The sequence below is a fragment of the Roseateles sp. P5_E4 genome (genome assembly GCF_054049255.1).
Genome location: NZ_JBFUMS010000005.1, coordinates 279306 through 300414 on the forward strand (window position 1 = coordinate 279306; position 21109 = coordinate 300414).

General features: G+C 68.7%; 26 protein-coding genes. 12 read left to right on the forward strand and 14 right to left on the reverse strand.

Annotation, left to right across the window (positions count from 1 at the left end; genetic code table 11):
* The first annotated feature begins 79 nt into the window (after positions 1-79).
* Positions 80-1219 carry a response regulator gene (locus ACXJLH_RS12390; protein WP_457321703.1) on the forward strand — a complete coding sequence of 380 codons (1140 nt, stop codon included), beginning with the start codon at positions 80-82 and terminating at the stop codon, positions 1217-1219.
* Between the two features lie 163 nt (positions 1220-1382).
* Here the strand turns inward: ACXJLH_RS12390 and ACXJLH_RS12395 are convergent, their stop codons facing one another.
* The gene (locus tag ACXJLH_RS12395; protein ID WP_457321704.1) at positions 1383-1745 is read right to left on the reverse strand and encodes a winged helix-turn-helix transcriptional regulator; all 363 of its coding nucleotides are present in this window, start codon (positions 1743-1745) and stop codon (positions 1383-1385) included.
* A 63-nt stretch (positions 1746-1808) separates the two neighbouring features.
* On the opposite strand from ACXJLH_RS12395, the gene ACXJLH_RS12400 reads away from it, so the two are divergent.
* The 4 genes from ACXJLH_RS12400 (at position 1809) to ACXJLH_RS12415 (ending at position 3852) form a co-directional block, all read left to right on the forward strand.
* Entirely contained in the window at positions 1809-2366 is a 558-nt protein-coding gene (locus ACXJLH_RS12400) for a carboxymuconolactone decarboxylase family protein (RefSeq protein WP_457444379.1), read from the forward strand.
* Between the two features lie 63 nt (positions 2367-2429).
* Positions 2430-2804, forward strand: a complete 375-nt coding sequence (locus ACXJLH_RS12405; RefSeq protein ID WP_457321708.1) for a GFA family protein — start codon at positions 2430-2432, stop codon at positions 2802-2804.
* Positions 2805-3019: 215 nt separating this feature from the next.
* Entirely contained in the window at positions 3020-3268 is a 249-nt protein-coding gene (locus ACXJLH_RS12410; RefSeq protein ID WP_082532847.1) for a hypothetical protein, read from the forward strand.
* A gap of 20 nt (positions 3269-3288) precedes the next feature.
* Complete coding sequence (locus ACXJLH_RS12415; RefSeq protein WP_235532040.1) at positions 3289-3852, forward strand: PH domain-containing protein; 564 nt, start codon at positions 3289-3291, stop codon at positions 3850-3852.
* Positions 3853-3888: 36 nt separating this feature from the next.
* Here ACXJLH_RS12415 and ACXJLH_RS12420 read toward each other — a convergent pair whose 3' ends face one another.
* From ACXJLH_RS12420 to ACXJLH_RS12445, 6 genes are all read right to left on the reverse strand, one after another.
* Positions 3889-4281: a hypothetical protein gene (locus ACXJLH_RS12420; RefSeq protein WP_457321712.1), complete on the reverse strand. Its 393-nt coding sequence runs from the start codon at positions 4279-4281 to the stop codon at positions 3889-3891.
* A gap of 230 nt (positions 4282-4511) precedes the next feature.
* Positions 4512-5675: a serine hydrolase domain-containing protein gene (locus tag ACXJLH_RS12425; RefSeq protein WP_457321714.1), complete on the reverse strand. Its 1164-nt coding sequence runs from the start codon at positions 5673-5675 to the stop codon at positions 4512-4514.
* Positions 5676-5774: 99 nt separating this feature from the next.
* Positions 5775-6125 carry an RNA recognition motif domain-containing protein gene (locus tag ACXJLH_RS12430; protein ID WP_056201001.1) on the reverse strand — a complete coding sequence of 117 codons (351 nt, stop codon included), beginning with the start codon at positions 6123-6125 and terminating at the stop codon, positions 5775-5777.
* A gap of 102 nt (positions 6126-6227) precedes the next feature.
* Positions 6228-6437: a hypothetical protein gene (locus tag ACXJLH_RS12435; RefSeq protein WP_082532848.1), complete on the reverse strand. Its 210-nt coding sequence runs from the start codon at positions 6435-6437 to the stop codon at positions 6228-6230.
* A gap of 170 nt (positions 6438-6607) precedes the next feature.
* On the reverse strand, positions 6608-7321 hold the full coding sequence (locus ACXJLH_RS12440) for a glutathione S-transferase family protein (protein ID WP_457444381.1): 714 nt from the start codon (positions 7319-7321) through the stop codon (positions 6608-6610).
* The gene (locus ACXJLH_RS12445) at positions 7318-7728 is read right to left on the reverse strand and encodes a DoxX family protein (protein ID WP_457444383.1); all 411 of its coding nucleotides are present in this window, start codon (positions 7726-7728) and stop codon (positions 7318-7320) included. The genes ACXJLH_RS12440 and ACXJLH_RS12445 overlap by 4 nt, the downstream gene beginning before the upstream one ends.
* 91 nt (positions 7729-7819) lie before the next feature.
* Here ACXJLH_RS12445 and ACXJLH_RS12450 point away from each other — a divergent pair, with 91 nt between their 5' ends.
* The 6 genes from ACXJLH_RS12450 (at position 7820) to ACXJLH_RS12475 (ending at position 14190) form a co-directional block, all read left to right on the forward strand.
* Positions 7820-8692, forward strand: coding sequence for a LysR family transcriptional regulator (locus ACXJLH_RS12450; protein ID WP_457444385.1), 873 nt, complete (start codon positions 7820-7822; stop codon positions 8690-8692).
* Positions 8693-8751: 59 nt separating this feature from the next.
* Positions 8752-10947, forward strand: a complete 2196-nt coding sequence (locus ACXJLH_RS12455) for a heavy metal translocating P-type ATPase (RefSeq protein WP_457444387.1) — start codon at positions 8752-8754, stop codon at positions 10945-10947.
* An 8-nt stretch (positions 10948-10955) separates the two neighbouring features.
* Positions 10956-11366: a Cu(I)-responsive transcriptional regulator gene (gene cueR, locus ACXJLH_RS12460; RefSeq protein ID WP_457444478.1), complete on the forward strand. Its 411-nt coding sequence runs from the start codon at positions 10956-10958 to the stop codon at positions 11364-11366.
* Positions 11367-11411: 45 nt separating this feature from the next.
* On the forward strand, positions 11412-11846 hold the full coding sequence (locus tag ACXJLH_RS12465; protein ID WP_056201014.1) for a hypothetical protein: 435 nt from the start codon (positions 11412-11414) through the stop codon (positions 11844-11846).
* On the forward strand, positions 11843-12724 hold the full coding sequence (locus tag ACXJLH_RS12470) for a DUF2145 domain-containing protein (protein ID WP_457321723.1): 882 nt from the start codon (positions 11843-11845) through the stop codon (positions 12722-12724). The genes ACXJLH_RS12465 and ACXJLH_RS12470 overlap by 4 nt, the downstream gene beginning before the upstream one ends.
* 128 nt (positions 12725-12852) lie before the next feature.
* Positions 12853-14190, forward strand: coding sequence for an aminotransferase class I/II-fold pyridoxal phosphate-dependent enzyme (locus tag ACXJLH_RS12475; protein ID WP_457444389.1), 1338 nt, complete (start codon positions 12853-12855; stop codon positions 14188-14190).
* Positions 14191-14349: 159 nt separating this feature from the next.
* Here ACXJLH_RS12475 and ACXJLH_RS12480 read toward each other — a convergent pair whose 3' ends face one another.
* From ACXJLH_RS12480 to ACXJLH_RS12490, 3 genes are all read right to left on the reverse strand, one after another.
* Complete coding sequence (locus ACXJLH_RS12480; RefSeq protein ID WP_457444391.1) at positions 14350-15054, reverse strand: glutathione binding-like protein; 705 nt, start codon at positions 15052-15054, stop codon at positions 14350-14352.
* Between the two features lie 86 nt (positions 15055-15140).
* Positions 15141-15551 carry an OsmC family protein gene (locus ACXJLH_RS12485; RefSeq protein ID WP_056201021.1) on the reverse strand — a complete coding sequence of 137 codons (411 nt, stop codon included), beginning with the start codon at positions 15549-15551 and terminating at the stop codon, positions 15141-15143.
* Between the two features lie 6 nt (positions 15552-15557).
* Complete coding sequence (locus ACXJLH_RS12490) at positions 15558-15932, reverse strand: nuclear transport factor 2 family protein (RefSeq protein WP_457444393.1); 375 nt, start codon at positions 15930-15932, stop codon at positions 15558-15560.
* A 73-nt stretch (positions 15933-16005) separates the two neighbouring features.
* Here ACXJLH_RS12490 and ubiA point away from each other — a divergent pair, with 73 nt between their 5' ends.
* Positions 16006-16920, forward strand: a complete 915-nt coding sequence (gene ubiA, locus ACXJLH_RS12495; RefSeq protein WP_457352062.1) for a 4-hydroxybenzoate octaprenyltransferase — start codon at positions 16006-16008, stop codon at positions 16918-16920.
* Between the two features lie 16 nt (positions 16921-16936).
* Here the strand turns inward: ubiA and ACXJLH_RS12500 are convergent, their stop codons facing one another.
* The 4 genes from ACXJLH_RS12500 to ACXJLH_RS12515 all read right to left on the reverse strand — a co-directional run bounded on the left by ACXJLH_RS12500 (position 16937) and on the right by ACXJLH_RS12515 (position 20982).
* Positions 16937-17974, reverse strand: coding sequence for a Gfo/Idh/MocA family protein (locus ACXJLH_RS12500; protein ID WP_457444395.1), 1038 nt, complete (start codon positions 17972-17974; stop codon positions 16937-16939).
* Positions 17971-19002, reverse strand: coding sequence for a Gfo/Idh/MocA family protein (locus ACXJLH_RS12505; RefSeq protein ID WP_457321734.1), 1032 nt, complete (start codon positions 19000-19002; stop codon positions 17971-17973). The genes ACXJLH_RS12500 and ACXJLH_RS12505 overlap by 4 nt, the downstream gene beginning before the upstream one ends.
* On the reverse strand, positions 18992-20146 hold the full coding sequence (locus ACXJLH_RS12510; RefSeq protein ID WP_457321736.1) for an HPP family protein: 1155 nt from the start codon (positions 20144-20146) through the stop codon (positions 18992-18994). The genes ACXJLH_RS12505 and ACXJLH_RS12510 overlap by 11 nt, the downstream gene beginning before the upstream one ends.
* A gap of 287 nt (positions 20147-20433) precedes the next feature.
* Positions 20434-20982, reverse strand: coding sequence for a hypothetical protein (locus ACXJLH_RS12515; protein ID WP_457388401.1), 549 nt, complete (start codon positions 20980-20982; stop codon positions 20434-20436).
* Positions 20983-21109 lie beyond the last annotated feature (127 nt).

Consider the following 21109-nt stretch of genomic DNA (forward strand, 5'->3'; position numbering starts at 1 on the left):
CCTCGAAAGGCCTGTTCGCGAAGCGGACACTCACTGGCCCGATGATGTGCGACTTTGAAGTAGCGCACGTCCCCCGAAGATGAACGAGCTGTTGACCTGGCCCCTGGCCGCCGTGGCGGTCGCCGTCGTGCTGTTCCTGCTGTGGCTCGGCCGACGCCGGCAACAAAAGTCCCGTGCCGACGCCCGGCGCCGCGAAGCCGAGCGCCTCACGCTGGCACGGGCCGAATATGCGACTCGCGCCCCGCGCGTACCCGCCGAATCCGCCCGCCAGCAGGCCGACGATCAGGCCCTGCGCGAGGTCGAGGCCGCCGTGTCCCAGCGCCTGGGCCAGCAGCGTGCCGAGGAAGAACAGCTGGAGGCCGAGCGGGCACGCGTCGAGCACGAAGAAGCCCTCCGCTTCGAGGCCCAGGCCCAGCGCCTGGCAGAACAACGTGCCGAGACACAACGGCGCGAAGCCGACGAGCAGGCCGCTCGCGAGGCCGCCGAAGCCGCAGAGGCCGAACGGCTGGCGCAGGAACGCGCCGAGGCTGAGCGCCTCGCCCAGGAAGCCGCCGCTCGCGAAGCCGAAGCACGCCGCCTGGCCGACCTGAAAGCCCAACAAGAGGCCGAAGCCGAACGCCAAGCCCGCGAACAGGCCGCCCGCGAGGCTGCCGAGCTGCAACGCCTGGAGGACGAACGCGCCGCCCGAGAAGCCGAGGCCCTCAGGCTGGCCGCCGAGCAGGCCGAGGCCGAGCGCGTGGCTGCCGCCCGGCGCCGGGCGGAGGAACAGGCCGCGCGGGAAGCCGCTGAAGCTGCTGCTGCTGCTGCCGCGGCGGCCCTGGCCACCCGCGAACTGCGGGCCGACGAAACCCTCGTCCTCGTCGCCGACGATTCCAAGATCGTGCGCGTCAAGATCAGCCGCCTGCTGACCGGCCAGACCTATCGCGTCGCGCTGGCCGAGAGCGGCGAGCAGGCACTGGAGTTGATGGCCGCCGAGCTGCCGCACCTCTTGATCACCGACGTCGAGATGCCCGGCATCGACGGCTTCGAGCTGACCCGCCAGGTGCGCGCCGCCGCTGTGACGGCCGACCTGCCCGTCGTCATGATCACGTCCTCCGACGACAAGCAGGCCGAGGCCGCCGCCGCCGGTGTGACCCAGCTGCTGGGCAAGCCCTATTCGGAAGAGGCGCTGATCGCCGCCATCGAGCGAGCCCGCCTCGCCGTCCGGGTGCCGGCCTAAATGGTGTGCCCCTCGCTCAGTCTTGCGCGCTGAACGCGAGCAAGCCTGATCGGTCCCCCGTGGGGACGGCGATGCTTACGGCATCCAGCCGCAAGCACATCGCCAACGCGGGCCGGCTCGGGAGCGGCCCAGCGCTCGGCCCGAACGCCCCGACCGTTCCTGATCATCGCGGCGTCGTGTTTCGCTGCACCTCGCGCGCCCAGCGCGGCGCCCATTGCAGCAGCGGCTCGATCGCCAACAGCAGTGAGCGCCCGTGGGGCGCCAACCGATAGCCACTGCCTGCGTCATGCTCGACGAGCAGGGCCTCGCGCAACTCCGCCAGGCGCTGGTTCAGCACCGAGGCCGACAAGTCACCACAGGCGGCCTGCAGCGCTCTGAAGTTCAGGCTGGCGTCCTCGGCGCGCAGCTCCCACAGGATGCGCAGCGTCCAGCGGCGGTGGAAGAGTTCCAGCGCGGCGTTGATCGCAACCTTGCCCGAGGCGGGCGTGTCCGCCATGGCCAGCTTTGCGAGGCGTTTTGTCGTCATGCTTTGATTTTAGAAGCAAGCTCGGCTAGAGTCCGCCTACCGCAACGCTTCTAAATTCGAAGCATGAACACACACACACCCCGCATTGCCCCGCAAACCCTGCCGCTGCCGCTCGACCTGGCCGAGCGCATGAACCGCCTGCTGCCACCCGGCTTCCCGCCGCCGCAGATCTTCCTGACGGTCGCCCGCCATGGCGAGCTGTTCAAGGAGATGGTGGACACCGGCTTCCTCGGTCCCACCGGCCTGGCGGACCGCAAGCGCCTGGCACCCATGCTGCGCGAGGCCGTCATCCTGCGCACCTGTGCCATGGCACGCTGCGCCTACGAGTTCAACCTGCACGAGCAGACGATCTCGCGCCGCATGGGCCTGAGCGATGCGCAGATCGCCGACCTACGCGAGGCCAAGCCCGATGCAGCGCTGTGGACGCCCGAGCTGGCGGCCGTGTTCCAGCTGGTCGATGGTCTCGTCCAGCACCTGGACGTCGACGACGCGACCTGGGCCAGGCTGCGCCGCCATTTCGACGAGGCCGCGCTGATCGAGATCACGCAGCTGGTTGGCCACTACACCGGCGTGGCGATGCTGGCGGCCCTGGCAAGGCCGGCTCCGGACAGCTATCGATAGCTATCGCTGGGGTCTCGCCCACGCCGCCGAACGCAGCTATCGTCAGGTGCCATGGACAAGCCTATGACACCTGACCCTCTGCTCCAAGGCGCCTGCCACTGCGGCGCCGTTCGCCTTACCTTGCCCTTTGCGCCCGAGAAGGCGACGAAGTGCAATTGCTCGATCTGCCGCCGCCTTGGCGGCCTGTGGGCCTACTACGAGCTCGGCACGGTGAAGGTCGAAGGGCATCCCGAACACACGGCCGAGTACGTCTGGGGTGACAAGACGCTGCGCAATATTCGCTGCGCCCATTGCGGTTGCTCGACGCATTGGGAGCCCCTTGTCGCCGAAGCCGGTGCCCGGCACGGCGTGAACCTGAACAACTTCGAGCCACGGCTGCTGCAGGACGTGCAGGTGCGGCGGTTTGATGGGGCGGACAGCTGGACGTTCGTGGATTGATGGCTGATGCGCCTCGCGGCCACTACCGGGCATCGGTGCGGGACTGCTTCCCGCAAGGCTGGCGAAAGTGCTGGGTGTGAATGGCCCAGGTGAATGCCGTCCTTGACGCATTCTTGTCGCCCCAGCTTCGAACCCTTATGAGAACCTAATGCCGGAAGCCCTAGATTGGCATCTCCGTCACAGATGGCACACCGGCACGTGGGCCAGCATCGACCATGCCGAATAGAGCAGATGACTACTGGTTCCCAGCCAAGCGCTATGGCTGGGGCTGGGGTGTCCCGAACACCTGGCAAGGCTGGGTGGTCTTGTCCGCCTTTGCGGCGCTGCTCTCTCTGGGCGCGATCTTCCGTGGGCAGCTAGGGCATCTGTTATTCATCGCGTATACCGTCGCGGTCTGCCTGGGGCTTGTCGCCGTGTGCTGGCTCAAAGGCGAGCCACCACGCTGGCGTTGGGGCGACAGATGAATGACCGATCCTCACCTGCCATGGACTCCATGAACGAAGAAGTTCAGCGGGAGCTCTCGCCCAGTGAAAAGCCCCTCTGGTGGGGGCAGCCCCGGCAAGGCGTGGTCGTCCGCGGGTCGGATGCCTTCACCATCCCCTTTAGCTTGCTGTGGTGCGGGTTCGCGGTCTTCTGGGAAGCCTCTGCACTCAGGGCGCCAAACACGCCAGCATTCTTTGTGCTGTGGGGTATTCCGTTCGTCCTCGTCGGCGTGTACTTCGTGGTCGGCAGGTTCTTTGTCGAGGCGCGCCAGCGCGCAAATACCTACTACGCCGTTACTTCAGAGAGGGTCATCATCGTCTCGGGCGTGTTCGCGCGGAAGGTGAAATCGCTCAGCCTCCGTACGCTCACTGATCTGTCCTTGTCTGAGGCCAGGTCAGGCGAGGGCACCATCACGTTTGGTGCTCAGCATCCCATGGCGGCCATGTTCGGCGGCATGCGTGGTTGGCCTGGGGCGGAACAGAACCTTGGTCCGAGTTTTGACCTCATCCTCAATGCGAAGAGCGTGTACGAAACCATCCGCAGTGCTCAGAGCGCTGTGAGATAGGACTCCTGGCGGGCCCGTCGAGCGCAGCTGCTCATGTCAGCGCCGCAGCCCCGACCAGCTCACCTCGTTGAGAAAGCTGACGTCCAGCTTCGCGGGTGACTGCGTGCGGTCGAGCAGGAACACGCTATCGCCGCGCGCCTGCAGGATCTTGCCCATGGCCAGCGTCAGCAACACCTCGACCACCGGCAGCCGCGGATAGCTGGACGTGACCCGCACGAGGTTCTTGCCAATGCGCGTCACCGTCACGGTCACGCCACTCCTGGACGAGCCCTTGGAGTCCGAGATCACGTCGCCCTCGTACGTGCCTTCGGCGGCATCGCCCAGGTCGGGCTTGCGGCGCGGCTCATCAGCAGCAACAGCGCGCAGCGTCCAGGGCGCCAGCAGTGCGGCGGCGGCGAGACGGACGACATCGGATCGGCGCTGGGTCATGGAACTTCTCCTTCGGGACGCAAGAGCCTGATGCTAACGACGCCCTTTAGACCTCGGCCATACAGCTCAAGATCGACGACGACGAGCAGCGCATGGCCTTCTTCGAAAAGTGCGGCCCGTCTGTGCGCCAGGTGCCGCAGATCTTCATCAACGACCAGCGCGTGGGTGGCGTGACCGGGCTGCAGGCGGCGTTTTTCCAGCTGAAGATCTGAACCCTTCTCCAGCGCCTTTCAGCGCTTCACCGCCGCCAGCAGCCGGCCAATGAATTCGTTCAGGGCCGGCCCGTTGTCGATCCAGCGCACGACGGCCACGACATCGTTCTCCCAGTCGACGTAGATGATGTTCTGGCCATTGCCGCGGAAGGTCACGCTGCTCTCGGGCGCCGCAGGCAGGGCGTTGCGGCCAGTGTTGAGGAACCAGTTGCAGTAGCCGTACTCGGCGTTGTCCGGCCCGGGCTGGCGGGCCTTGGCGATCCAGTCGCGCGAAATGAGCTGGCGACCGGCCCACTCACCCTGGCGCAAGTGGAGATAGCCGAAGCGCGCCATGTCCCAGGCGTCGATGAACATGCCGCCGCCCCAGTGGCCGCCGCCGGAAACCGACTGCATGCGTTGGCCGTCCAGTTCCACCCAGCTGTTCTCGTAGCCGTGCCAGCGCCAGCGGCTGGACGCGCCAATCGGGTCCATGACCTGCTCGCGCAGCACCTCGGGCAGCGGCCGGCGCCAGACCTGCAAGGCGGCCAGGGCCAGCACGTTCACGCGCACATCGTTGTACTTGTAGTGCGTGCCCGGCTCATACAGCGGGCGGTTCGGCCAGTCCTCGGGCGTCTTGCCCACGGGGCGATCGGCCCAGTCGGGCTTGCCCCACAGCGTGCCCTGCCAATCGCTGGTCTGGCGCAGCAGGTGCTCCCAGGTGATGGGCGCGTTATGCGGCGTGGCGAACAGGTCGACACCGGGCGGCATGGCGTCGGCCACGCGCTCGTCGGTGCTCTTGATCAAACCCTGCTGCCAGGCCACGCCCACGACCGTCGACAAAAAGGTCTTGGTGATGCTGTGCGACATGTCAACGCGCCGCGTGTCGCCCCACTCGGCCACCAGCTTGCCGCGGTAGATGACCAGGCCGTTGGCTGCGGCGTGCTCGCGCGTGGGACCGATCTGGCCCCCGAAATAGGGTTCGTTCTTGCCGAAGCTCTGGGCGAGGTAGAGGGCCTGGTCGCGCGGCGCGGGGTTCTCATGCGCTTGGGCATAGGCGACGGCTTCGGCCAGCCTGGCGGCGTCGACGCCCATCGCGGCCGGCTCGGCGCGCTGCCAGTCGCCACGGGGCGGAAAGTAGGCCGGCTCGGCGGCGGCAAACGTCCAGACGAAGCTAGCGAGAAGGACAAATCGGCGGCGGCTCATCAGGCCATTGTGGCCAGAGCTCGCACCGTTCGGTCGTCTCGCGCGAGGCGAAAAAAAACCGGCTCAGAAGAGCCGGTCATTCACAGGGCGCCGCTGTGTTCAGTAGCGACCACCGCCGAAGCCGCCCGTGCCGTAGCCGACATCGGGACGCTTGGCTGCGGTGTACCCGGCTGCGCTGTAACCGCTCGAATCCTTGTTCGCTTCGCGGGGGCGAGCCAGGCTCACGACGATGGCGCGGCCATCGACGGACATGCCGTTCAGGGCGGCAATGGCGGCCTGGGCGACGTCGGCCGAAGCCATTTCCACAAACCCGAAGCCCTTGGAACTGCCGGTTTCCCGGTCCATCATGACCTTGGCCGAGGAAACGCTGCCGAACTCGGCAAAGTTGCTTTTCAGGCTGGAATCGGTCACGGAATAGGGCAGGTTACCCACGTAAATTTTGTTGCTCATGGACGAGCCTTTCTGAGGATTGACGCATCGCGAGGATGCGGATCTGCGAATCGGGGGTCCGCAGCGAGTGGGATGTCGGCGGAAACTGGCGGAGCCAGATCGTCAGCATCCGGGGTGGGTTGGCATGCACGCCTGCAGCCAGCCCTGGGTGACGGCGAACAGCCGGGCAGCTTCGCGTGAGGCAAAGGTCGTGTCGAAGCGGAACACACGACGGCAACTGTCGTTGCCTTGGGCCCGGTGAACCGAGAACGAGGCGCGAAAGCGGCCACAGTCGGTCGGGTGTGTCGCGGGCGAAACGACGTATTTGCCCATGGAGATGGCGTTGTTCGAAATCTTGTTCAGTCAGGGTTGCCCGGCTTGAGTCGCCCGGCGGGAGTGCTTTTTGGCTCGGTTGCCGGCCAAGAAGTGTCGAAGGTCGCGAACCGCGGCCTTTTGTGGCCGTGGACAAGCCGTCAGGAAGGCATTACCACGGCAGCCCACTATTATATCTTTTTTTGAATATTTGGACGAATCGTTATTTCTTTTGGTATTGAATTGGTCGCGTCCGTGCATAGACGCCGTGCCAGCGCGCAGCCGCGTTCGAGCAGGAAGTCGCGCAGCCTCTGCGCATAGCCAGGCGCGACGGCCTCGCGCACCGAGGGCCGCCCTGCCAGGGCCTCGCGCCAAGCCTGCACCCGCGGCAGGCCGTCGAACAGGCCCTCGGGCGGGATGACCTCGAAGTAGCGGAACACCGGGCCGAAGACCGCGTCGACCAGGCCGAAGCGCCGGCCGGCGAACCAGGGGCCGTCGCCAAGAACCGCTTCCACCTGCTCGAAGCGCAGACGCAGCGCGGCATAGGCCCGTTCCAGCGACGCATCGTCCGCCGCGCTGTAGAGCACGGCGATGCCGCTCAGCACGGCGGAGCCAAACTCCATCCAGGCCCGCTCGCGGGCCCGCGCCAGCGGGTCCTGCGGATGCAGGCGCGGCGGCCGCGTCTCGTCCAGGTATTCGCAGATGACGGCAGACTCGAAAAGCGCCTCGCGGCCAACGCACAGCACCGGCGTTTTGCCCAGCGGCGACAGGTGCAGGAACCAGTCCGGCTTGTTGGCGAGGTCCACGTCCAGGCGTTCGAAGGCCACGCTCTTCTCCTTGAGCACGATGGCGGCGCGTTGCACATAAGGGCAAAGCGCGTGGCTGATCAATGTCAGCGCAGTCATGCCGCACGCCAGGTGAACCGCTGGCTACGCTTGAGGGCGGCAGCGCCATCGCCGGCCAGCCACAGCACGACAGACATCGCGGCCAGGAAGACCGGGTACTCCCAGCCGCCGCCTGCGGCATTGAAGACCCAGCCATTGGACGCATGCACCCAGGCCGCGCCCAGCAGGATGGGTGTGAGGGCCAGCGCGACCTGACGCGGGTAGACGCCGAGCAGCAGCAGCGCGCCGCCGATGGCCTCCGCCGCGAACACCACGTAGGCCAGCGCACCCGGCAAGCCCTGGCCGGCAAAGAACTGCGCCGTGCCCGGCAGCGTGAAGACGAAAAGCTTGAGCCCCGCGTGGGCGAGGTACATCAAGCCCAGGGACAGGCGCAGCAGCAGCAGGCCCAGGGAGGTCGAGGACGCCATGGCGCATCTCCAGAAAGTGGTGGGACGCAGCCAATGTAGGTAGGCAGACGGCGCAGCGAAATACGCATCCAAGTCAACCTACATTGCAGCAATGCAATACGAACTTGTCTCCACCGACCTCGCCCTGGTGCTGGCCCTGCACCGCGCCGGCACGCTGGCCGCGGCCGGCGAGCGATTGGGCGTCAACGCGTCGACCGTGTTCCGGATGCTGCAGCGCCTGGAGCGCGGCCTGGGCCAGGCGCTGTTCGAGCGCGGCCGGCGCGGCTACAAGGCCGGCGAGCTGGCACGCACCCTGGCCGCCCAGGCGGAGCAGGTGGAAGCCGCGCTGGAAGCGGCCCGCGCCGCCGCCCAGGCCCAGCCCGGCCAGGCCGCCGGTACCGTGCGCCTGACGACGACCGACACGCTGCTGCACGGCCTGCTCGCGCCGGCGTTGGCGGCCCTGCACCAGGCGCAGCCCCGGCTGCAGTTCGAGCTGCACACCGGCAACGAGCTGGCGAGCCTGACGCGGCGTGATGCCGACATCGCACTGCGCGCCACCAGCAAACCGCCGCCCCACCTGATCGGCCGCCGTATCGGCCCCATCCGCGTCGCCCTCTATGCGGCACGCTCAAGCCCCATCAAGCACTGGGACCAGGTCGAGGCCGGCGACGCGGCCTGGGTCGCACCCGACGACGGCCTGCCCGAACACCCCTCGGTGCGCTGGCGCCAGAAGCACTTCCCGGCGCTGCAGCCGGCGTTTCGCACCGGCAGCGTGCAGAGCGTGGCTGAGCTGGTGGCGCAGGGCCTGGGCGTGGGCGTGCTGCCCCTCTTCCTGGCCGAGCCGAAGCGAGAACTGCGCCGGCTGACCGAGCCGCTGGACGAGGCCGAGACCGATCTCTGGCTGCTGACCCACCCCGAGACTCGCCATCTGCAGCGTGTGCAGACGGTCTGGAGCCACCTGGCCGAGGCGCTGGTGCTGGATTGAGCTGCGTCAAAGCAGAAAGCGCTTGACCTTGCCATGATGGGAAGCTTGACGATACCGGCATGAACAGCACCACCGCCCCCGCCACCGCACTGAACGACGTGACGCTGCAGGTCAGCGGCATGAGCTGCGCGTCCTGCGTGCGCCGCGTCGAAAAGGCCCTGCAGGCCGTGCCTGGCGTGCTGCGGGCCAGCGTCAACCTGGCGACCGAAAAGGCCAGCATCCAGGCCCTGCCCAATGTGCCCGTCGCCGCGCTGATGGCGGCCCTGGGCAAGGCAGGCTACCCGGCCACCCTCGTCGAGGCCTGCGCGCCGCCCGCGCCCGAAGCCCATGGCGGCCTGCCCGCCTGGTGGCCGGTCGCGTTGGGCGCCTTGCTGAGCCTGCCGCTGATGCTGCCCATGCTGCTGGGCGTGGTGCTGCCCGGCTGGCTGCAACTGCTGCTGGCCACGCCGGTGCAGTTCGTGCTCGGCGCGCGCTTCTACCGCGCGGGCTGGGGCGCGCTGCGGGCCGGCAGCGGCAATATGGACCTGCTGGTGGCCCTCGGCACTTCGGCGGCCTACGGCCTGTCGGTCTATCTGCTGCTGCGCCATCCCGGCCATGCGCATCTCTACTTCGAAGCCTCGGCCGCAGTCATCACGCTTGTGCTGCTCGGCAAGTTCCTCGAGCAACGCGCCAAGCGCCAGACGACGGACGCCATCCGCGCACTGAATGCGCTGCGGCCAGCGACCGCGCGCGTGCTGCGCGGCGATACCGAAACGGAGGTGCCGGTGGCCGAGGTCCGCGTCGGCGACCTCGTTGCCGTGCGCCCCGGCGACCGCATCCCGGTGGACGGTGAGATCGCCACGGGCCACAGCCACGTGGACGAATCGCTGATCACCGGCGAGAGCCTGCCGGTGGCCAAGTCGCCGGGCGAGCGCGTGACCGGTGGGGCCATCAATGCCGAAGGCGCGCTGACCGTGCGCACCACCGCCATCGGCGCCGAGACGACGCTGGCGCGCATCATCCGCATGGTCGAGTCGGCACAGGCGGCCAAAGCGCCCATCCAGCGCGTCGTCGACCGCGTCAGCGCCGTCTTCGTGCCTGTCGTGCTGGCCCTCGCGGCGCTGACCTTTGCGGGCTGGCTCATGCACTCGGGCAACGCCGAGCAGGCCCTGGTCAACGCGGTGGCCGTCCTCGTCATCGCCTGCCCCTGCGCGCTGGGCCTGGCCACGCCGACGACGCTGATGGCCGGTACCGGCGTCGCGGCGCGCCAGGGCATCCTGATCAAGGACGCCGAAGCGCTGGAGCTGGCGCACGCCGTCACCATCGTCGCCTTCGACAAGACGGGCACGCTGACGGTGGGCCAGCCGACGCTGACCGCCGCCCTGCCTGCCGAAGGCATACGCCGCGAGGAGCTGCTGCAACTCGCCGCCGCGCTGCAGCGCACCAGCAGCCACCCGCTGGCCCTGGCCGTGCTCGCCGCGGCCCAGGGCCTGGTGGCGCTGCCGGTCGAAGGCGCGATTGCGCTGCCGGGCCGTGGTGTCGAGGGTGTCGTCCAGGGTCGCAGGGTCGCCCTTGGCAGCGCGCGGCTGGCGCAGGAGCTGGGTGTCGACGGCGGCGCGCTGGCCGGCGAGGCGCGGCGGCTGGAGGCCGGGGGCCAGACCGTCTCCTGGCTGGTCGAAGGCGGCACCGAGCAGCGCCTGCTCGGCCTGCTGGCCTTCGGCGACCGCGTCAAGGACACGGCGGCCGAGGCCGTTGCCCAGTTGCAGGCCCGCGGCATCCGCACCGTCATGCTGACCGGTGACAGCCACGGCGCGGCGGCCGGCGTCGCGCGGGCCCTCGGCATCACCGAGGTCCACGCCGAAGTGCTGCCCGCCGACAAGGCTGCGGTCGTGCAGCAGCTGCGCGAGGGCGGCGCAGTCGTCGCCTTTGTCGGTGACGGCATCAACGACGCGCCGGCGCTGGCGGCGGCGTCGGTCGGCTTTGCGATGGCCGGCGGTGCCGACGTGGCCACCGAAGCGGCCGGTGTCACGCTGATGCGCGGCGACCCGCGCCTCGTCGCCGACGCACTGGATGTGTCGCGCCGCACCTACGCCAAGATCCGCCAGGGCCTGTTCTGGGCCTTTGCCTACAACGTCGTCGGCATCCCGCTCGCGGCCTTTGGGTTGCTCAGCCCCGTCATCGCCGGCGCGGCCATGGCCTTCAGCAGCGTCAGCGTCGTCGCCAATGCCCTGACGCTCAAGCGCTGGCGCGGCACGGCGATGCAGGAGCGGCGATGAACATCGGCATGAACATTGGTGCTGCCGCCCAGGCCTCGGGCGTGTCGGCCAAGATGATCCGGCACTACGAGAGCATCGGCCTGTTCGCAGCACCGACGCGCAGCGAGTCGGGTTACCGAATCTATGGCGAGCGTGAAGTTCATCTGCTGCGCTTCATCCGCCACTCGCGCGACCTCGGCTTCTCGCTGGCGCAGATCCGCGCCCTGCTCGGCCTTTGGCAGGACCGGGATCGGCCCAGCCGTGAAGTTCGCGCGCTGGCGCAGGAACACCTGGCCGAGGTGGACATCAAGCTTGCCGAGCTGCAGGCCGTGAAGGAGACACTGCAGCAGCTCGTGCAAAGCTGCCACGGCGACGAGCGGCCCGACTGCCCCATCCTCGACACGCTGGAGGCCGGCCCCGAGGCGTTAACAAAGCGCTGACGCATCCGCGCTATCGTTGGCCATTTCCACCAACGCGAGCCCACGATGCGCCTCATCCTTCTCGCCGCCCTGGCCCTGGCCGCACAGGCTGCCCACGCCTCGTCCACCACCGCCTCTTCGGCCGCCGATGCCGGCTCGTCCGCGTCGGGCAGCGTGTCAGACTCCTTCAAGGGATCGTCCAACAGCAGCAGCGGCGAGGAACGCCGCGCCGAAGGCCGCTACCGCGTCACCGAGGTGGCCCGGGCGGACACCGCTGGCAAGCTGCGCCTGAAGCTGGAGCGCGACGGCGCCGCGCCCGTCGAGCTGACGCTGCCCCAGCAGGCGCTGGCGGCGCGGGCCGTCAACGTCGGCGACGAGGTGCAGGCCACGCCCCAGGCCTATGGCGTCGCCTTCGCGCATGCCGACACCGGCACCGCCTTCTTCCTCGTGCTGGAAGACGCCTGGCAACGCGAGCTGGCGACTCGCGTCGTCAAGCCTTGATCCGAACCGCAGTCACGGCCGCGCTGCTGCTGACGGCGGCCATCGCCGAGGCTGGCTTACCGCCCCGGGGCTGCGATTCCAAGCACGACATCACGGCCGCGCAGCAGGACAGGCTGCTGCGCTTCGCGGCCGTCGTCCGCCAGGCGCTGGCCGAGTCGGGCAGCCCGGCCGCGCTGATTTCGCGCTCGGGCACCGATCTGTCGCGCTTCGGTCTGCGCTACTCCCATGCCGGCATCGCGCTGGCCGACGGTCTGGATACGCCCTGGGCCGTGCGCCAGCTCTACTACGCCTGTGCCGAAGGCGCGCCTCGGCTCTTCGACCAGGGTCTGGCCGGCTTCATCTCGGGCAGCGACGATGCCGACGTGGGCTATGTGAGCCTGCTGCTGCTGCCGGCCGAGGCCGCCGCGCCGCTGGCCGCCACGGCACTGGACAAGCCCGTAGCGCTGGGCCTGCTGAACGCCAACTACAGCGCCAATGCCTATCCCTTCAGCACGCAATACCAGAACTGCAACCAGTGGGTGGCCGAGTTGCTCGCCGCCGCCGTGGGTGGCACCCATGCGCGAGCGGACGCCCAGGCCTGGCTGCAACGCGAGGGCTATGCGCCAGAGCCGGTACGGGTTTCCGGCTGGCTGCTGATGGCCGGCCACTTCATGCCCTGGCTGCATTTCGACGACCAGCCCCGCGAGCAGCTGCGCGCCAGCGCCGTGAAGACCAGCCTGCCCGACAGCCTCGAAGCCTTCGCGCTGCAGCGCTGGCCCACGGCGCGGCGCATCGAGTTCTGCCATGGGCCGCAGGGCGTCGTGCAACGCGAGGGCGGCGCCGCGCTGGCGGCGGACTGTGTGCCGCAGGCGGGCGACCGCGTCATGGCCTTGAAATGAATCCGCCAGCAGAACCGACACCCCTTTGCGGGGGGAGCTGACCAGACCCACCAAAAATGAGGATGCGTAGCGCACCTGCGCTGCGCACAGTCCGCCCCCACAACAACGAGTTTCTTTTGGGGGCCGCAATGGACGAACTGATGGAACGGGCCGTGGAGACCACGGCGAGGGAGGACTTCACCGACGGGGCCGAGCTGCGCGGCTCGTCCTTCGACTACCTGACGCAACCCGGCGCCGACCTGGCCGCCAAGGCCCAGGCCTTCCATGCCTGGGCTGAGAACCGTGTGGCGCACGGCGTCTTTCCCTATGCCAAGCGCCTGGGCGGCCGGCCGGGCGCCACCGCCGAGCTGACGCTGCTGGACGGTCAGCGCCATGCGGGGCTGAACTTCTCGTCGCAGGAGTATTTGTCGCTGGCCCGCCACCCCAAGATCTGCGCCGCGGCGCAGGCGGCCATGGAGCGCTACGGCGTGCACAGCGCGGGCTCCACCGCACTGGCCGGCAATGTCGAGGAGGCGACCCTCCTGGAAGCGGAACTCGGCGAGCTGCTGCGCATGCCCGAGGTGCTGCTGTTCCCGACGGGCTGGGCCGCGGGCTTCGGAGCCATCAAGGGCCTGGTGCGCGAGGCCGACCACATCATCATCGACCAGCTCGCCCACAACTGCCTGCACGAGGGCGCGCGGGCGGCGACGCCCAACGTGCACCTGCACCGCCATCTGGACGTCGACCATGTCGAGCGCCTGCTCAAGCGTGTGCGCCAGCGCGACCCGCACAACGGCATCCTCGTCGTCACCGAGGGCTGCTTCTCGATGGACGCCGACTCGCCCGACATCCGCCGGCTGCAGTCGCTGGCGCATGAGCATGGCGCACTGCTGATGGTGGACGTGGCGCACGACCTGGGCTGCATGGGGCCCGGCGGCGGCGGGCAGCTCGAGCTGCAGGGCGTGCTGGGCCAGGTGGACCTGGTGATGGGGTCGTTCTCCAAGACCTTCGCATCCAACGGCGGCTTTGTGGCCACGCATGACCGCGCGATCAAGGAGTACCTGCGCTTCTATGCCGCACCCAACACCTTCTCCAACGCGCTGTCACCGGTGCAGGTGGCCATCATTCGCGCCTGCTTGGCCATCGTGCGCTCCAACGAAGGCGTGGAGCGGCGTGACCGGCTGATGCGCGCCATCCTGGGCCTGCGCGGCGCGCTGACCGAGCAGGGCATCACCGTGCTGGGCCATCCCTCGCCGATCGTGCCGGTCATGCTGGGGCATGACGCGCTGGCCCGCGTGGCCAGCCGCGAGATGAGCCAGGCCGGGCTTTTGGCCAACCTCGTCGAGTACCCGGCCGTGTCGCTGAACAGCGCCCGGCTGCGCATGCAGGTCATGGCCGACCACACGCCCGCCCTGGCGCAGACGGCGGCGCGCATCGTGGCAGATTCATTGCAGCGCGCACGCGACCTGACCGGCCACGCGAACTGAACCTCTGCATTTCGTATTCGGGCCGAGCGCTGGGCCGCTCCCGAGCCGGCCCACCCTGGCGATGTGCTTGCGGCTCAATGCCGCAAGCATCGCCGTCCCCTCGGGGGACCGACCAGGCTCGCCCGCGTCCAGCGCGGCAAGACTGGGCGAGGGGCCGATTCAGTCCCGTGCCGGGATCTTGAGGCCGCGCTGCACTGCGGGACGAGCCAGGAAGGCCTGGAGCACTCGCTTGACTTCGGTGAAGTCATCGAAGCCGACCAGATCGCCAGCGCCGTAGAAGCCAACCAGGTTGTTGACCCAGGGCCAGGTGGCGATGTCGGCGATCGTGTATTCGTCGCCGACCAGCCAGTCGCGGCCTTTCAGGTGCACGTCCAGCACGTTGAGCAGGCGCTTGGCCTCGGCGATGTAGCGGTCGCGCGGGCGCTTGTCCTCGTAGTCCTTGCCGGCGAACTTGTGGAAGAAGCCGACCTGGCCAAACATCGGTCCGATGCCGCCCATCTGGAACATCAGCCACTGGATGGCTTCGTAGCGCTTGGCCGCATCCTTGGGCAGCAGCTGGCCGGTCTTGTCGGCCAGGTAGATCAGGATGGCGCCGCTCTCGAACAGCGGCAGCGGCTGGCCACCCGGACCGTTCGGGTCGATGATGGCGGGGATCTTGTTGTTCGGGTTCAGCGACAGGAACTCGGGCGTGAGCTGGTCGTTGGTGTCGAACTTGACCAGATGCGGCTCATAGGCCAGGCCGATCTCCTCCAGCGCGATGGCCACCTTGACGCCATTGGGCGTGGGCAGCGAATAGAGCTGCAGGCGCTCGGGGTGCGCGGCGGGCCATTTCTTCGTGATGGGGAAGCGGCTGAGGTCGGTCATGGTGAGTGGCGAAATGAGTTCGCAGCGACTTTAGAGGCGCCAGGCATGGCCCTGCGTCAGACGGGGCATCGCACTTGGTGCAGCTTTCAGGTTTCGTCGGGCCAGGGCAGGCGGCGGACCATGGAACTGGCTCGCAGCGTGTTGTGCACCTCGGCCACGGCATCCGTCTCGGCCAGCAGCTGCTCGATCTGCTCGGGCGAAGCCGGCGAGACGAGGCGGGCGCGGTACTGGATGTCGCGCGCGGCGAGGCCAATGCCGTCGAACTCGGCGCTCGCTTCGACCTCCACCTCGGTCAGCTCGATCTGCAGCCGCACGGCTTCGCGGTAGAGGTCGTTGCAATAGCAGCTGGCGAGAGCCAGCATCAGGAACTCACCACCGTTGACGGCTGAGCCACCGCCCGCACGACCCTCTGTGGCCAGGGGCTTGGCCTGACCCGCCGTGTTCACCTGGACCGCATGCGACGTTGTCGTATTCCTGAGCCGAGCCGAGATTTGCATGGTGCCCTAGTACCGTTCCACATGCTTGGACGCCCGCGGCCCCGGTTCATAGGGGTCGGGCCAATAGTCGGTCACGCGCAGGATGAGGCCGTCCTTCAGGTCGAAGAGGGTCAGGCCCATCATCGGCGGCGCGCTGCTGATGAAGCTGATCTGCGTCATCGCGCTGCCGTGGTCGGCAATGCAACGCAGCACCTCGACCCGCCAGGGCTGGGGCCAGGTCGCGAAGAAGTCCACATAGCCCAGCGGGCTGCGGATGCGCTCGCGGCTCTGCGGCGCCTCGTAGGTCATTTCGGGATGCAGCAAACGGCCCAGGCCCGCCCAGTCCTGGGCATTGGCGAGCTGCCAGTGCAGCAGCACGAGGTCGCGGGTGGCAAGGCTCATCGCAGAAACCTCCCAATGCAATCCGACGACTATGCAGCAAACCAGCGCCCCCGCGCGGCGTGAAAATGCCCCCATGTCGACCACCGCCCCCGCCGCCCCAGGTCCCTCACAGCCGTCGCGGCTCGCGCTCTATCTGCAGCTGATCCGCTGGGACCGCCCCGCCGGCTGGCTGCTGCTGCTGTGGCCGACGCTGTCGGCGCTGTGGATCGCGGCGGATGGCTGGCCGGGCTGGCATCTGCTGGCCGTGTTCACCCTCGGTACGGTGTTGATGCGCTCGGCGGGCTGCTGCGTCAACGACGTGGCCGACCGCGATTTCGACCGTCATGTGCAGCGCACCGCCGCGCGGCCGGTGACGACGGGTGCGGTGTCGGTGAAGGAGGCCTTGATCCTCGGCGCGGTGCTGTCCCTGGTGTCCTTCGGCCTGGTGCTGACGACCAACCCGCCCACCATCCTGCTGAGCTTCGCGGCCCTGGCCGTGGCCATCGCCTACCCGTTCGCCAAGCGCGTGCTGGCCATGCCGCAGGCGGTGCTGGGCGTGGCCTTCTCCTTCGGCATCCCGATGGCCTTTGCCGCAGCCCTGGGCGGCATGGAATGGAATCTGCGCGCGGTGCCGCTGTCGGCCTGGGCCCTGCTCGTGGCCAACCTGTTCTGGGTGCTGGCCTATGACACCGAATACGCGATGGTGGATCGCGACGACGACCTGAAGATCGGCCTGCGCTCATCGGCCATCGCGCTGGGCCGTTGGGACGTGCCCGGCATCATGATCTTCTACGCCGCCTACCTGGCCATGTGGGCGGGCCTGGGCCTGCGCCTGGGCCTCGGGCGCTGGTTCCTGCTGGGCATTGCGGTGGCCGCAGCCCAGGCGCTGTGGCATTACAAGCTGATCCACCGGCGCAGCCGCGCGGGCTGCTTCACGGCCTTCCGGTCCAACCACTGGCTGGGCTTCGCGGTCTTTGCCGGCACTGCGGTGGACCTGGCCCTGCGTTGACCTTGGAGGTGAGGCCTCAGGCCGCCTGCGGGAAGCGGGCTCGGATCGCGTCCATCCAGCCCAGCAGGGCCAGCGTCTCGGCATGCGGCATGCGCGGGCTCTCGATCAGACCCTGGCGAATGCAAGCCTGGGCCTCGGCAATCTCACCCTCGAAGCCGTTGAGCACGAAGGGGGCTTCGACGCGCTTGGGCCGCGACCGATGCGCATCGAGTTCGACGACTTCGGCACTCGAGAAACCCTGCGGAAAGCGCAGCGCCGCCCGGCTGCCCAGCACCTCGAAGGCATTCGCCGAGGCGGCGTCAAAGCCACATCGGAACTGCGACGTGACACCGCCGGGGAAGTGCAGGGTCACGTTGACGGCGGCGTCGACTCCGGTCGGTGCCATCTTGGCCTGCACATCCATGGCAACGGGCTCGGGGCAGATGCCGCCGTTCATTTGCTGCAGTACCCAACGCGTCACGGCGAGGTTGTAGATGCCGATGTCCCACAGCGCGCCGCCGGCCAGCGCCGGGTTCCACAGCCGGTGCTGGGGGTCGTAGTCGGCCGCGAAGCAGAAGCTCGATTGCATGGCACGCAGCTCGCCGATGGCACCCTCGCGCAGCCAGCGGCCGGCGATGTCATAGGCGGGCAGGAAACGCGTACGCAGCGCCTCCATCAGGAAGACGCCCTGCCTGCGCGCGAGCTCCACCAGGGCCTGACCCTCGGCGCGCGTCGTCACCAGCGGCTTCTCGCACAGCACGGCCTTGCCGGCTTCCAGCGCCGCACGGATGCATTCGCCATGGTGGGAATGGGGTGTGGCGATGTAGACGGCGTCGATGGACGCGTCGGCCAGCAGCTCGGGCAGCGCCGTTGTCACGCGCGCCGGCGCCTCGCCTTCGCGCCGCCATTGCGCGGCATAGGCCTGGCCCTTGGCCGCGTCGCGCGCGAACACGGCGGCGAGGCGAGCGCCGGGTACGGCGGCCAAGGCAGCGGCAAAGTGGTTGGCGATGCCGCCGGGGCCGACCACGGCCCAGCGGAAGATGTCGTTGTCGCCGGCCACCGCTGAGGGCTTCAAGCCTTGTTGACGCCGCCAGGGAAGCGGGCGCGGATGGCATCCATCCAGCCCAGCAAGCCCAGGGTCTCGGCATGCGGCATGCGCGGGCTCTCTACCAAGCCCTGGCGGATGCAGGCTTGCGCCTCGGCGATCTCGCCCTCGAAGCCGTTGATGACGAACGGCGTCGCGACACGCTCAGCCGGCGCCTTGCGCGTGACGAGCTCGACCGCCTCGGCCTGCCAGAAATCGACCGGGAAGCGCAGGCCCGCTTTCGACCCCAGGGCCTCGAAGGCGTTGACCGAGGCGGCGTCGAAGCCGCAGCGGAACTGCGAGGTGACGCCGCCGGGAAAGTGCAGCGTCACGTTGACGGCCGCGTCCACCCCGGTCGGCGCGATCTTGGCCTGCACGTCGATGGACTCGGGCTCGGGGCAGATGCCGCCGTTCATCTGCTGCAGCACCCAGCGCGTCACGGCCAGGTTGTAGATGCCGATGTCCCACAGCGAGCCGCCGGCCAGGGCCGGGTTCCACTGGCGGTGCAGCGGGTCGTAGACGGAGGCGAAGCAAAAGCTCGACTGCATCGCGCGAAGCTCGCCAATGGCACCGTCGCGCAGCATGCGGCCGGCGAGGTCGTAGGCGGGCAGGAAGCGGGTCCACAGCGCCTCCATCAGGAAGACGCCCTTGGCGCGCGCCAGGTCGATGAGGGTCTGGCCTTCGGCGCGCGTCGTCACCAGCGGCTTCTCGCACAGCACGGCCTTGCCGGCCTCCAGCGCAGCGCGGACGTATTCGCCGTGGTTGGAGTGAGGCGTGGCGATGTAGACGGCGTCGATGGCGGCGTCTGATAGCAGGTCTGGCAGCGCTGTCGTCACATGCGCCGGCGCTTCGCCTTCGCGTTGCCATTGCCGGGCATAGGCTTCGCCCTTGACGGCGTCGCGCGCGAACACGGTGGCAAGGCGGGCACCGGGCACTGCGGCCAAGGCGCCGGCAAAGCGGTTGGCAATGCCGCCGGGGCCGATGACGCCCCAGCGGAAGATGTCGTTGTCATGGGCCATGGCTGAGCGCTTTCACGAGGTCGGATTGCGTGAGGATGCCGACGAGCCTGGCTTGCTCGCCGACGATGGGAATATGGTGGTGGCCAGTGGCCGAGAACAGCGGCACCAGCTCAGCAATGGGCCGCTCGGCGCTGGCCACGCGAACCTGGCGGCTCATGATCTGGCCGACCACCTCGGGCTTGGCCGAATGCGTCGCCGGTGACGGCTTCAGCAGCGTCTGCAACCGGCCGGCCAGGCCCTCGCGCTGCTGGCCTTCAGCCGCACGCATGAAGTCGGCGCGCGTGACGATGCCGACGATGCGCTGCACCCGGTCGACGACCGGCAGCGCCTTGATGCTGTGCTGCTGCAGCAGCGCCCAGGCCTCGGCCAGCGGCGTGCCGAACTCGACCGTGAAGACGGGCGTGGACATGATGTCGGCGCAGCGCAGGCCACCCAGGCGGTTGCGATAGCTCAGCAACTCGGCCTCGTGCAGCAGGTTGGCGAGGTCGTCGCGCGGCACGTCCAGCACCTGGTTGTAGCGGGCCAGCACGGCATTGAGTTCGGCGTCGCCAAAGCGCGGCGGTGCGACGCTCGCGCCCGCCGGGGCTGGGGCGGCCGGCTGCACATGCTGGGCATGGGGATAGCGGCGGCCGGTGAGACTGTTGTAGGCCATGCCGGCCAGCACCAGCAGCAGGGAGTTCAGCGCTACCGGCACGAAGGCGAAATGCCAGTCGTGCGTGGCGGTCAGCACCATCAACAGGCTGGCCGCGCCGCCGGGCGGATGCAGGCAACGCAGCAGGAACATCGAACCAATGGCCAGGGCCACCGCAACCGCGGCGACGCCCGCCGGCGGCAGCGGCAGCCACGCCATGCAGGCAATGCCGACCAGGGCCGACACCGTGTTGCCGCCGACGACGGCCCAGGGCTGGGCCAGCGGGCTGGCCGGCACCCCGAAGACGAGCACGGCGCTGGCGCCCAGCGGCGCGACCAGCCAGGGCAGGCCAGAGCCCATCGCGGCGCGGCTCAGCAGGCCGGCCAACAACAGGCCGAGGCCGGCGCCGAGCACGACGCGCAGGCGCTCTCGCGCGTTGACAGCCTGCGGCGCAGGCCGCAGCGCATTCAACAAGGCGAGGACACGGTCGGACAGGGAGACGGCGGTGGACATCGGCGGCGGCAGGGCTGAGTAGCTGCGCCGCCGATTGTGTCCGCCGCCGGCGCCCGCGCCGGTTCAAACAGGTTTCATGGAGCCCCTCGCCCGGTCTTGCAGACCGCGCCGCGGCAGTGCCGCGGCCCTTCGGCAGGCGCATCACGCCCACTGGGCGTGATGTGTCCGGCCTCAGCCCCCTGGGGGACGGCGATGCTTGCGGCATCGAGCCGCAAGCACATCGCCAACGCGGGCCGGCTAGGGGCGGCCCGGCGCTCGGCCCGCCAGGGGGGCCGACATGACTCGCGTCAGGCTTTGCTGAGCAGGCCGCTCATCTGCGCCTTCAGCGTCAGGGCCTGAGCACGGCGCTCCTTGGTCGCGGCCCGCTGGTAGGCGGTCTCGGCCTTCTCGCGCAGGGCCACGGCGCGCTCCAGGGCTTCCTGGTAGCGCTCGATCGTGTAGGTGTTCTCGGTGCCGATGTAGACGCTGCGCGCCAGCGGCGTCTCGCCGAAGCGAGGCAGGGTTACCGCGAAGCTGCAATCACGGACACGGCTGCCGGCACGCTGGCGCACGATCGGGCCGGAGATGCCCGAAGGCAGATCGCTCTGCTTCTTGCGGCTGGGCGTGCGGCGCAGGCGCGATGGCGCTGGCAGCGTCGCGATACGTTTGAGCAGCTCCTTGGTGGCCATGGCCAGCGCACGGCGCGCGCCGCTGCCGTCCTGGCTGTGGTCGGAGAACAGCTTGGTGCCGCCATAACGCAGCTGCCAGCCATGGGTCGACAAATGGTCGATTCTTTGAATGCATTGCGGCACGACAAAATGCTCGCCGCTGAAGATCACTACGTCACGCGTGTTCATCACTGCCCCCGGTCTTTCAGCCCACCTGTGCGTCATTGCGCGGCGGGTCTACTAACGCCCCTCTGATACGGACTGAGTTTATGGGGGTTTATGGGCTCGGTGCGAATTTATGACTTCATGAAAACAG